At 35.2% G+C, this 12342-nt stretch carries 11 protein-coding genes; all 11 read left to right on the forward strand.

The window, feature by feature from the left end; translation table 11 throughout:
• Positions 1–30: 30 nt before the first annotated feature.
• Positions 31–891, forward strand: a complete 861-nt coding sequence (locus DWW68_RS11815; RefSeq protein ID WP_118589873.1) for a phosphoribosylaminoimidazolesuccinocarboxamide synthase — start codon at positions 31–33, stop codon at positions 889–891.
• Positions 892–1128: 237 nt separating this feature from the next.
• Entirely contained in the window at positions 1129–2298 is a 1170-nt protein-coding gene (locus tag DWW68_RS11820; RefSeq protein ID WP_118589871.1) for an FKBP-type peptidyl-prolyl cis-trans isomerase, read from the forward strand.
• Positions 2299–2503: 205 nt separating this feature from the next.
• Positions 2504–4777 (forward strand): amidase family protein, encoded by a 2274-nt coding sequence (locus DWW68_RS11825; protein WP_118589869.1) that lies wholly within the window; start codon positions 2504–2506, stop codon positions 4775–4777.
• Positions 4778–5129: 352 nt separating this feature from the next.
• Positions 5130–5354 (forward strand): hypothetical protein, encoded by a 225-nt coding sequence (locus DWW68_RS11830; protein WP_021952119.1) that lies wholly within the window; start codon positions 5130–5132, stop codon positions 5352–5354.
• Between the two features lie 116 nt (positions 5355–5470).
• Positions 5471–6583 carry an ATP-binding protein gene (locus DWW68_RS11835; RefSeq protein ID WP_021952118.1) on the forward strand — a complete coding sequence of 371 codons (1113 nt, stop codon included), beginning with the start codon at positions 5471–5473 and terminating at the stop codon, positions 6581–6583.
• A 215-nt stretch (positions 6584–6798) separates the two neighbouring features.
• Positions 6799–7638: a Rossmann-like and DUF2520 domain-containing protein gene (locus DWW68_RS11840; RefSeq protein ID WP_118589867.1), complete on the forward strand. Its 840-nt coding sequence runs from the start codon at positions 6799–6801 to the stop codon at positions 7636–7638.
• Positions 7635–8462 carry a 3-methyl-2-oxobutanoate hydroxymethyltransferase gene (gene panB, locus DWW68_RS11845; protein WP_021952116.1) on the forward strand — a complete coding sequence of 276 codons (828 nt, stop codon included), beginning with the start codon at positions 7635–7637 and terminating at the stop codon, positions 8460–8462. Before DWW68_RS11840 ends, panB begins: the two co-directional genes overlap by 4 nt.
• Before the next feature lie 12 nt (positions 8463–8474).
• The gene (panC, locus tag DWW68_RS11850) at positions 8475–9317 is read left to right on the forward strand and encodes a pantoate--beta-alanine ligase (protein WP_118589865.1); all 843 of its coding nucleotides are present in this window, start codon (positions 8475–8477) and stop codon (positions 9315–9317) included.
• Positions 9318–9331: 14 nt separating this feature from the next.
• A complete protein-coding gene (gene panD, locus DWW68_RS11855) occupies positions 9332–9733 on the forward strand; it encodes an aspartate 1-decarboxylase (RefSeq protein ID WP_118589863.1) in 402 nt (133 codons plus the stop codon).
• A gap of 24 nt (positions 9734–9757) precedes the next feature.
• Complete coding sequence (gene coaBC / locus DWW68_RS11860; RefSeq protein ID WP_118589903.1) at positions 9758–10945, forward strand: bifunctional phosphopantothenoylcysteine decarboxylase/phosphopantothenate--cysteine ligase CoaBC; 1188 nt, start codon at positions 9758–9760, stop codon at positions 10943–10945.
• Between the two features lie 70 nt (positions 10946–11015).
• Positions 11016–12146 carry a glycoside hydrolase family 25 protein gene (locus tag DWW68_RS11865; protein WP_118589861.1) on the forward strand — a complete coding sequence of 377 codons (1131 nt, stop codon included), beginning with the start codon at positions 11016–11018 and terminating at the stop codon, positions 12144–12146.
• The last annotated feature ends 196 nt before the right edge of the window (positions 12147–12342 follow it).

Genomic DNA, 12342 nt, shown 5'->3' on the forward strand with positions numbered 1-12342 from the left:
CAGAATATAAAATGAAAGAGAGGAAACAAAATGAAACCTATTAAAGAAGGAAAAGTTAGGGAAATTTACGACAATGGTGACAGCCTTATTATGGTTGCAACTGACAGAATCAGCTGTTTTGATGTAATTCTTAAAAATGTAATTGAAAAGAAGGGAACAGTTCTTACACAGATGTCAAAATTCTGGTTTGACATGACAGAAGATATTGTACCTAATCATATGATTTCAGTTGATGTAAATGATATGCCTGAATTTTTCAGACAGCCTAAGTTTGATGGAAACAGCATGATGTGCAAGAAACTTCAGATGCTTCCAATAGAGTGTATTGTCCGCGGATATATTACAGGTAGTGGTTGGGCAAGTTATCAGGAAAATGGAACAGTTTGTGGAATTAAACTTCCTGAGGGATTAAAGGAATCAGATAAATTGCCTGAGCCGATTTACACACCATCAACAAAAGCAGAAATTGGTGATCATGATGAAAATATTTCATACGAAAAAAGTATTGAAGTATTAGAAAAGGAATTCCCTGGTAAAGGTGAGGAATATGCTTCAAAAATCAGAGATTACACAATTGCTCTCTATAAGAAATGTGCAGATTACGCATTAGAGCGTGGTATTATTATAGCAGATACAAAGTTTGAATTTGGCTTGGATGAAAATGGAAACATTGTTATTGGTGATGAAATGCTTACACCTGACAGTTCACGTTTCTGGCCGGCAGATGTATATGAACCGGGACATGGACAGCCTTCATTTGATAAGCAGTTTGCAAGAGACTGGCTTAAGGCAAACAAGGATAACAATTGGATACTTCCAAAAGAAGTTGAAGACAAAACAATTGCAATTTATCTCGAAGGATATGAGAAAATTACAGGAAAGAAGCTTTAATATTATCTTTACGTAATATAAACAGAAGAGTGCAGTTAGCGTTGACATATAGTTGTTAGCACTATCTGTACTTTTTGTATATTTACGAACAGTTTAATTATTAAAAATAAATACTTTTAATAATTAAACAAATGTGGTAAAATTAATAACATATGTGTTAAAAGAGCGATTGATTTTATGCATTATGTATGAAATTAGAAGCTAAGCACAAAATTTAAAAGAGGAGAAACTAGTAAAATGTTTAAGAAATTTTTAGCAGTTGCTTTGTCAGCAACTATGGCATTAAGTTTTGTAGGATGTGGTTCTTCAAAGGACTCAAAGGGAATTGCCACAGATTACGGAACAATCTCATTGGCAGATTATAAGGGATTGGTAGTATATGAGGATGATATAGCCGTAACAGATAAAGAAGTGCAGTCATCTATAGATTCAGATTTATCAAGTCATTCAACTACTAAGACTGAAAAGAAGGGAACAGTTAAAGATGACTCATCTGTTGTATTCGATTTTGAGGGACAGATAGAAGTAAACGGAAAGAAAGTTGTATTTGATGGTGGTAGTGCACAGGATCAGACAGCTGATATGGCTACATCAACAGTAGGCGGAAGCCCAATGATTGATGGTTTCGTTGCAGCATTAAAGGGTCATAAGGTTGGAGACAAGTTTACAAAGAAACTTAAATTCCCATCAAATTATGGCAAATCAACTCAGATTGATGGAAAAGCTGTTGATTTATCAGGAAAAGATGTTTGGTTTACATTCACTGTAAAATCACTTCAGAAAAAAGTAAAGCCTGAACTTAATGATAAGTTTGTAAAAGAAAATTACAGCACAGAGAAGCTTACAACGGTTTCAGAATACAAGGATTACTTAAAGAAGAATTTAAGAAACAACAAGATTATGAACGGTGTTTGGGAATCATATGTTGATAAGTGTAAGGTAACTAAATACAATGACAAATCAATTACTGAATATGAATCATTATTTGAATCATTTATCCAGTCAAAATACAACACAGACTTAAAGTCATATAAGGAAGCATGTAGCATGTCAGACAAAGATTGGGATGATGATGTTAAGAAAGCTATGAAGGCTAAGATGATTCCATTTGCAATCCTTAAAAAAGAGGGTGTAGACTTTGACAAGATTTACGATGAAAAGACAAAAGAACTTGCAAAGCAGTATTCTACGGAGGTTGAGTCATTAGAAGCACAGTATGATTCATACTATGGTGCAAGTTACGGTACAGACAGCTTAAAGTATGTGGTAGCTATGCAGCAGATTATTGATATTATCGCTGATAATGTTAAGGTAGAAAAGGGTTCAGCACCTACTACAGAGCCGGCTTCAACACAAGCAGCTACAACAGCAGAGGCAACAACAGCTGAAGAAACAACAGCAAAATAATTAAAAAATCAGGATAGATACTTTTAATCATATGTAAATTTGTTATTTAATAAACAGTTTGGTTAATTTTTTAACAATAATGCGGTTTAGTGATGACAAACAAAAAAATGATGATATAATTGTGGCTATGATGTAGCAAGGGAGTTATAAGTTTTTTATAGCTCCCTTTTTTTCTGCATCAAAATATAAGCCAGGAGGAAGAATCATGAGAAAACACAGAAGATTTACGAGAATGTTTGGGGCGTTAGCACTTTCATTGGCATTGGCAACTACATCAATTCCGGCGTTAGATATTAATTCTAATCAGGTATACGGAACTGAAAAGGTTGAAACACCAAGTGAAGTGGCAAAGTTGGAAAATATGTTTACAACCATTGATTTAATGGATGCGACCATAAGTGAACTGACACAGGCAATGGAAAAGGGACAGGTTACATCTAAGGAATTAGTGGAAATGTATATTGACCGAATTAATGCATATGATAAGCAATTAGAACTTAATTCAATAATATCCATAAATCCTGATGCGGTAGCTCAGGCAGAAGAGTTAGATAAGGAAAGAGCAAAAGGAAACATAAAGGGTAAATTACATGGAATCCCAATTATAGTAAAAGATAATTATGATGTTGGAGGATTACCTACAACCGCAGGGTGTAAGGCTTTAATGAACTCCATTGCACCGGATGATGCATTTGTAGTTAAAAAGTTAAAGGATGCAGGGGCAATTATTTTGGCAAAAGCAAACATGTCAGAGTTTGCATCAAGTGGAAGAAACTCAAGGAGTACAATAGGCGGTGCGGTACATAATCCATATGATACCACAAGAACTCCGGCCGGTTCATCAGGTGGTACCGGAGTGGCAATAACCTCAAACTTTGCCGCAGCAGGTCTTGGAACAGACACCGGTTCATCAGTAAGAGCACCGTCTACAATGAACAACCTTTTTGGTTTAAGAGTGTCTTTAGGACTTACATCAAGAGATGGAATAGTTCCATTAAGTCTTGATAATGATATTGCAGGACCGCTATGCAGAAGTGCACAGGATTTGGCACTTATGTTAAGCGTAATGGCAGGAACCGATAGCAATGATTCATGGACTAAAGATTCAGACAGCATGATACCGGCAGATGGTTATACATCATATCTAAAGGCAGATGGACTTAAAGGAAAGAAAATAGGATACCTTCAGAATTCATTTGGATATTATTATAACAACAAAGGTGAGGCAGTGGAAAATCCAAAAGAAACAGCAACATGCATGAAAAAGATAGTAGAAAGAGCTAAAAGTAATTTGAAGAAGGGCGGAGCAGAATTAGTCGATATGTCAGAAATTCTTCCTGATTCATTAATAACGTCTCTTCGTTCTAATACAGGAGTAGGAAACGTATTTGAATGGGATTTAAATAATTACTTTGCTTCATTAGGAGAAAATGCACCAATTAAATCAGTGTATGATTTAGTAACAAATTACACTTATGGTGTGGATTATACTAATGTATCTGTAAGAAATCCTGCAACTTCACTAGCAGAAATGACTAATCCAAGGTCATTAGAAAGTTACACAAATGCAGTTACAAACAGGCTTAAGTTTAGAAATGAAGTAAATAAAATACTTAAAGACAATGGCATTGATGCAGTTATGTTTGTGCCTTATACACAGCCTGCTAATAAAGAGGCTGATTCACAGAATGCAAGTTATGCAAACTCTGCAAATTATACAAGTCATTTCGGACCAACAGCAGGATTACCGGAAATGGCTATTCCAATGGGATTATGTGATACAGATGAAACTTTGGGATATGACAAAGAGATGCCCATGGGCTTTAATCTCTTTACAAGCTATGGCAACGAAAAAGAGTTAATAGAGATAGCTTACGGTTATCAGGAAACATCAGGATATGATAACATAAGAACAGCACCTTATACTACACCGGCATTAGAGGATAAAGACCTGGATAAATATTTAGATAACCTTATGGAAAAGGTTGATACAATAAATTATGATAATTACACTGTTTATCCACAGGGTAAAATTCAGGTAATGATTAATAAGTATGTTAAGGCAGCAGATGTAGATGAAAGTGATGTGTATGCAACTTACAGCGCGGCATATGATTTGGCAAAAGCATATGATAAGGTAATGGATGTTTTAGATGAAAATGTTAAAACAGTGAAGGTGGTTAAGGCACCAGGTAAGGGAAAAATCACAAAGATTACAAGAGCTAAAAACAACAAGAGTGTTAAACTCAGTCTTAAAAAGCTTTCAGGAGCAAAAGGATATGAGGTAAAATACTCTACAGGAACAAAGTTTAGCAAAAAAACTACTAAGACCATTTACACTGCTAAAACAACTTTTACCATTAAGAACCTGAAAAAGAATAAGAAGTATTATGTTAAGGTGAGAGCATATGTTAAAAACGGCACATCTAAAAAATACGGGGCATGGTCAGCTGTTAAAACAATAAAAATAAAGAAATAGAAAACTTAAAAATTAGAATTTAAAAATACAAAAGGAACCCATGTCAGCTTATGACTGATATGGGTTCTACTTTATTCTTCCGTTATAGGTGGTATAAAGTTTTCAATTGCATTACGAAGTTTGGGGTGGCGGATAACAAAATGAATTAATCTACAGTTTTAATGGTAATGCAAATTATGCCGGTGCAACATTTGATGACGGAAATGGTGGGAAGGCTAATACAGGTAGCATTAAAATAAAAATTAATGAAGAAAAATCACAATTTACCAAAGTAGTAAGACCTGGTATAGCGAAAGTAAAAAAAGCCATAAAGAAGAAATCTTCATCAAAAATCAAAATAAGTCTTAAGAAAGTGAAAAAAGCCAAGGGATATTATGTACAGATTTCTAAATCTAAGAAGTTTAAAAAAGTTCTTGTAAAGAAATATGTAAAGAAAGTATCCTTTACAATTAAGGGCAAAAAACTTAAGAACAAAAAGAAACTTTACGTTAGGGCAAAGTCTTATGTACTTAAAGGAAAGATAAAGATTTATTCAAAGAAGTGGTCAAAAGTGAAGAAGGTTAAAATCAGGAGATAAATTGGGGAGATAAATTTCATAATAGAAAGTATTGTATAATATTTTTAAAATATGATAATATATATAACAGATTTGAAGGAGGAAAGTCATATACTAAATCAATTAAGGTGGACAAGATGAACATAAACATTCAGCAGTTAGAGGGATTAGAGATAAGCAAGTACATTATATTTGACATAAGAGATAACATTGCCTATATGCATGGATACATACCGGGAGCACTTAATGTAAAGCCGGAAGATGTGGAAGAAGAGGCGAAAAAGTACAGGGATAAAAAAATTATTATCTGCTGTAAAATGGGACAAATCAGCGAAGAAGTGGCAGAAAATCTTTGTCAGAAGGGCTACAATGCATACAATTTAGAAGGCGGATATCAGGCGTGGCTTCTTGAAAGGCTGAATAAAGACACCGTGGCAGGAGACATAGAAAAAAGTATTCAGAAGAAGTTTAGAAAAAAGATTTGGAGCAAATTTACAAAGGCAATAAATCAATATCAGCTGGTACTGCCGGGAGATAAGATTGCAGTGTGTATTTCCGGAGGAAAAGATTCAATGCTTATGGCAAAGCTTTTTCAGGAATTAAAAAGACACAGTAAATTTGATTTTGACGTGGAATACCTGGTTATGGATCCGGGATATAGTCCTGCCAACAGGAAGATAATTGAAGGTAATGCAAAAAAATTAAATATTCCTGTTACAATATTTGAATCAGATATATTTGAGTCAGTGTTTAACATAGAAAAATCACCTTGCTATATATGTGCAAGAATGCGTAGAGGTCATCTTTACAATAAGGCAAAGGAATTAGGCTGTAACAAAATTGCATTGGGACACCATTACGATGATGTAATTGAAACAATACTTATGGGTATGCTTTACGGTTCACAGGTGCAGACTATGATGCCGAAACTTCATAGTACCAATTTTGAAGGAATGGAGCTTATAAGACCTTTGTATTTAGTGAGGGAGGATGACATAAAAGCATGGCGTGATTACAATGACCTTCATTTTATTCAGTGTGCATGCAAGTTTACAGATACCTGCACCACGTGTAATAACGGAGAAAATACATCAAAACGTTTAGAAATAAAGCAGCTTATTAAGACCATGAAAGAAACCAATCCATATGTGGAGGGAAATATTTTTAAAAGCGTTGAAAATGTAAATCTTGATACGGTAATTGCATACAAAAGCAAGGGAGTTAAGCATAACTTCTTAGACAACTATTAAAATATGGGAAGTAATTAGTGAAAATAATTGGCCAATTACTTCCTTTTTTTTGTTGCATAAAATACCTTATTGTGATAAATTTATCTCCGGATAGTATTCAGAAAAGAAACTATACCGATATAATTATTTTTTCACTATAAACTAGTGAGCGCAGCTCATATCTTTTAGAATGAGACTCATTGTCCCGAAATTAATTATGTTAAGGAGGGATGCCCATGAAATTTGGATTTATAGGAGCAGGGAAAGTCGGATTTTCCCTGGGAAAATACTTAGCTGACAATGAAATGGAAGTAGTCGGCTATTATAGTGAGTTTAAGGAAGACGCCTTAGAAGCGTCAAAATTTACAAAGTCATCAGTTTATAAAAATATTGAGGATTTAGTAAGAGATAGTGATGTCTTGTTTTTGACGGTTCCTGACGGAGCAATTGAGAAGGTCTGGAATCAGGTAAAGAAAACAGGTATTAGTGGAAAAGTTGTGTGCCATTGTAGTGGCGCTTTATCATCAAAAGTCTTTTCGGATATATCGGAACTGGGAGGTTTCGGTTATTCTATCCATCCGCTCTTTGCAGTAAGTGACAGATACAATTCATACAAGGAGCTTTCCAACAGTTATTTTACAATAGAAGGTTCACCGGGAAAAATAGGTGAAATAAGACAGATATTTGAAAAAATGGGAAATAAGATATGCATTATTTCTGCAAAGGATAAGGTTAAGTATCATGCGGCAGCAGCAATAGCAAGCAACCTTGTGGTAGGTCTTATTGATTTAAGTGAAAAACTGCTGATGGAATGCGGATTTGAAAGAGACGAGGCAGGAGATGCCTTAGCACCTATAGTGTGGGGCAATATAAAACACATATTAAATAATGGTGTGGTAGAAGCACTTACAGGCCCTATAGAGCGTGGAGATGCGGATACCATTAAAAAGCATTTAGCGACAATTAGTGGAAATGACAGGGAAACATATATTGCAGTGTCCCGTCAGGTGTTAGAGGTTGCCAAAAGAAAAAATAAGGATAGAGATTATAGTAAAATAGAGGAGATTTTGAAATGAAGAATACAGTAAATACACTTTTACAGCAGAAAAAAGATGGAAACAAAATAACAATGCTTACATGTTATGATTATTCAACAGCCAAGTTAATGGAAGAAGTAGGGGTAAACACTATTTTAGTGGGAGACTCATTGGGAAATACAATGCTTGGCTATGAAGATACCATACAGGTTACAATGGAGGATATGATTCACCACAGCGCAGCAGTATCAAGAGGTCTTAAGAATACTTTATTAGTTTGTGATATGCCATTTATGTCCTATCAGACATCAGTTTATGATGCAGTGGTAAATGCAGGCAGACTTATGAAGGAAGGACACGCTAACATGGTTAAATTAGAAGGTGGCGTGGAGGTTGTACCACAGATAGAAGCAATAGTTAAGGCTTCAATTCCTGTTTGCGCCCACATTGGACTTACACCTCAGTCAATTAATGCATTTGGCGGTTTTAAGGTACAGGGAAAAACGGAAGCTGCTGCAAGAAAATTAATTGAAGATGCAAAGGCGGTACAGGCAGCAGGAGCTACCATGGTTGTTCTTGAAGCAGTTCCAGCCAAGTTGGCAACAAAAATTACGGAAATGCTTGATATTCCAACTATTGGAATTGGTGCCGGAAACGGATGTGACGGACAGGTATTGGTATATCAGGATATGTTGGGAATGTTTACAGACTATGTTCCAAAATTTGTAAGACAGTTTGCCAATGTAGGTGAAGTAATGAAACAGGCATTTACAGATTACATCAATGCAGTTGGTGATGGAAGCTTTCCGAAGGAAGAAAACACATACAAAATTGATGATGAGATAATTGATAAATTATATTAAGGAGATAAAAAAATGAAGGTTGTAACAACAGTTAAAGAAGTAAGAGATTATGTAAAACAGTGGAAGAAAAATGGAGAAACAGTAGGATTTGTGCCTACTATGGGATATTTACACGAGGGACACGGAAGCCTTATTACAGCTGCAAGAAACAACAATGACAGAGTTGTAGTAAGTATTTTTGTAAACCCTATGCAGTTTGGTCCCACTGAGGACTTAGAAAGTTATCCGAGAGATTTGGAAAAAGACAGTAAATATTGTGAAAGCCTTGGGGCAGATTTAATATTCCATCCGGAACCATCAGAAATGTATCACGATGACTTTAGCACATATGTAGATATGTCAGTGCTTACAGAAGAATTATGTGGACTTAGCAGACCGGTACATTTCAGAGGTGTATGTACTGTTGTAAATAAATTATTTAATATTGTACAGCCTGATCGTGCTTATTTTGGAGAAAAGGATGCTCAGCAGTTAGCCATAATTAAACATATGGTGCAGGATTTAAATATGGACATTGAAGTTATCGGATGCCCTATTGTAAGGGAAGAAGACGGTCTTGCAAAAAGCTCAAGAAACACATATCTTTCACTGGAAGAGAGAAAGGCAGCATTAATATTAAGCCAGACAGTGGAATTATGTAAGAAGCTTATTGCTGATGGAGAGACAGACGCAGATGTTGTTGTATCAAAAATGAAGGAAAACATTGAAAAGGAACCTTTGGCAAAAATTGATTACGTTAAGGCGGTAAATGGTTTAACAATGCAGCAGCAGAAGGAAATAAAGGCACCAATGCTTATTGCCATGGCAGTATATATTGGAAAAACAAGATTAATTGACAATTATATATTAGGGTAAATGAAGGAGAATATATGCAGATAAATATGTTAAAAAGTAAGATTCATAGAGCAACAGTAGTTCAGTCAGAGCTTGATTATGTAGGTAGCATAACCGTAGATGAGGCATTGATGGAAGCTGCAGGAATATATGAATACGAAAAGGTACAGATAGCCGATGTAAACAATGGCAACAGATTTGAAACTTATGTTATTGCCGGTGAGAGAAATTCAGGAATGATTTGTCTTAACGGGGCAGCAGCTCACATGGTGAATATTGGAGATAAAATCATTATTATGTGTTATGCACAAATGACACCTGAAGAAGCAAAGGAAAATAAGCCTAAGGTTGTTTTTGTTGATGATGATAATAAGATGACAAGGCTTACAAATTATGAAAAGCACGGTAAGTTGTTTGACATAATGAAGGAAGCATAGTTAATGGAGTTTTGTATGGATAAAATATTGCAGAATAAAACAGTTGTATTGGGAGTTACAGGCAGTATTGCAGCTTATAAAATAGCTAATTTAGCCAGTATGCTGGTAAAAAAAGGGGCAAAGGTTCACGTTATCATGACGAAAAATGCCACAAATTTTATTAATCCCATAACTTTTGAAACCCTTACGGGAAATAAGTGTCTTGTGGATACCTTTGACAGAAATTTTGAATTTAGCGTGGAACATGTTTCATTGGCAAAGGCGGCAGATGTATTTATGGTGGCTCCTGCCAGTGCCAATGTTATAGGCAAAATAGCAAATGGGATAGCAGATGATATGCTTACAACTACTATTATGGCAGCTAAATGCCATAAAATCATATCGCCTGCAATGAATACCAACATGTTTGAAAATCCTATTGTTCAGGACAACATATCAAAGTTAAAAAACTATGGTTACGAAGTAATAGAGCCTGATAGCGGATATCTTGCATGTGGAGATGTGGGAGCAGGGAAAATGCCTGACCCGGAGGTTTTAGAAAGTTATATTATTAAGGAAGTTGCTTTTGAAAAGGACTTAAAGGGAAAGAAGGTTTTAATTACTGCGGGTCCTACCATGGAAAAAATTGACCCTGTGAGATTTATAAGTAATCATTCCACAGGAAAGATGGGATATGCCCTGGCAAAAATTGCCATGCTTCGTGGTGCAGATGTTACCTTGGTTACAGGAAAAACATACATTAAAAAGCCTGATTTTGTAAAAATAGTTGAAGCCTACAGTGCAAAGGAAATGTTTAATGCAGTTAATGGTGAATTTGAAAATCAGGATATTGTAATTATGAGTGCAGCCGTAGCTGATTATCGGCCAAAAATAGTGGCTTTAGAAAAAATCAAAAAGCAGGATAAGGATGCTGTCATTGAGTTGCAGCGCACAGATGATATTTTAGGAACAATGTCTGCTAAAAAGACAAAACAGTTTATGTGTGGATTTTCAATGGAAACAGAAAATATGATTGAAAATTCCAAGGCAAAACTTAAAAAGAAGAATCTGGATATGATTTGTGCCAACAACTTAAAGGTATCAGGTGCCGGTTTTGGAACAGACACTAATGTAGTAACAATCATAACAGAGGATGGCGCAAAGGAACTTCCTATTGAGTCTAAGGAAAAGGTGGCATATGATATTATAAGTGAGATTGTTGGAAGGTTGTAATGGTAAGCGGATTTTTGAGGAAGATAGATTTCTGAAAAAATTATATTAGGATTTGTGGAAAGGATTTTACATGAAGAATATTGTATATAAAATGTTATCAGCCATTGTGACACTGGCGGTTCTTATAGGTTGCATAACCATTGGCACGGGAACTGTTTTTGCGGCAACTGCTCCATGGACTAAAAATGAAAATGGACAGTTTGTAAATGGAAATGGTGACATAATAAAAGGTGCAACTATGAAAGGTATTGACGTAAGTCATTACAACGGCAACATAGATTGGAAAACAGTAGCTGAAAGTGATATAGATTATGCCATTATACGATGCGGATACGGCAATGATCAGGCCAATCAGGACGATACATATTGGCAGCAAAATGTGAAAGGTTGCGAAGATAATAACATTCCATATGGTGTGTATATTTATTCCTATGCTACTACTAAAGAAATGGCATTAAGTGAGGCAAAACACGTTTTAAGACTTGTTGACGGTCATAAATTAAGCTTTCCTATATATTATGATGTGGAGGCTGATGTTCAGAAGAAGCTTACTAAGTCACAGATTACAGAATTAATAGACACTTTTTCTAAGGAAATAATGAAGCAGGGGTATGAATGTGGAGTATATTCTAATTTAGACTGGTGGACTAATAGAATAGAGAGCAAAGTGGCTACAAATCCTAATTATTTTAAGTGGGTTGCACAATATAACAATGTGGGAACAAACTTTGGTTATAATTATGAAATGTGGCAATATACGGAGTCAGGAACAGTGGCTGGTGTAAATGGAAAGTGTGATATTAATTTCTGGTTGGCACCGGTAAGAGATAGTACATACAATGCAAGAAATTATAAGCCTATAATTGAACCGACAACTGAAAAGCCAACAACTAAGCCGGCAGTTAAGGTTACTGCACCAAAAACTTCCACCATCAGCAAGCTTGCCAAAGGAAAGAAAAGTGCTAAGATAAGCATCAAAAAAGTTAAAGGAATAAAAGGATATCAGATACAATATTCCACTGTTAAATCCTTTAAGAAAAAAAATACCAAAACAAAAACAACCACAAAAAATGTTCTTACCATAAAGAAATTAAAGTCCAAAAAAGTATATTATTTTAGAGTTAAAGCCTACAAAATGGACGGAAAGAAAAAGGTATATTCAAAGAAGTGGAGTAAGGTTAAGAAGGTAAGAGTAAAATAGTGAAGCAGAAATAGGGGAAAAGTAGGAGTAAGGAAACAAAGGAAAAATAGAATGGAAAAATAGAAATCTCCGTTTTCAGGTTTTAAAACTTAGAAGCCGGAGATTTTTTGCGTAAAATCAATACCTTAATTTATTTTCATTTGAATAAACCGGGAAAATGATGAATTCGTAGAAAAATCCTGGCAAGAATCGTCTC

The organism is Eubacterium sp. AF16-48 (assembly GCF_003479405.1).
Taxonomy (GTDB): Bacteria; Bacillota; Clostridia; order Lachnospirales; family Lachnospiraceae; genus Eubacterium_G; species Eubacterium_G segne.

Coding starts and splice junctions, on each gene's coding strand:
- panD (WP_118589863.1), top strand. CDS start 9,332: ATGCAGATAAATATGTTAAAAAGTAAGATTCATAGAGCAACAGTAGTT.
- panB (WP_021952116.1), top strand. CDS start 7,635: ATGAAGAATACAGTAAATACACTTTTACAGCAGAAAAAAGATGGAAAC.
- DWW68_RS11835 (WP_021952118.1), top strand. CDS start 5,471: ATGAACATAAACATTCAGCAGTTAGAGGGATTAGAGATAAGCAAGTAC.
- DWW68_RS11865 (WP_118589861.1), top strand. CDS start 11,016: ATGAAGAATATTGTATATAAAATGTTATCAGCCATTGTGACACTGGCG.
- DWW68_RS11825 (WP_118589869.1), top strand. CDS start 2,504: ATGAGAAAACACAGAAGATTTACGAGAATGTTTGGGGCGTTAGCACTT.
- panC (WP_118589865.1), top strand. CDS start 8,475: ATGAAGGTTGTAACAACAGTTAAAGAAGTAAGAGATTATGTAAAACAG.
- DWW68_RS11815 (WP_118589873.1), top strand. CDS start 31: ATGAAACCTATTAAAGAAGGAAAAGTTAGGGAAATTTACGACAATGGT.
- DWW68_RS11820 (WP_118589871.1), top strand. CDS start 1,129: ATGTTTAAGAAATTTTTAGCAGTTGCTTTGTCAGCAACTATGGCATTA.
- DWW68_RS11840 (WP_118589867.1), top strand. CDS start 6,799: ATGAAATTTGGATTTATAGGAGCAGGGAAAGTCGGATTTTCCCTGGGA.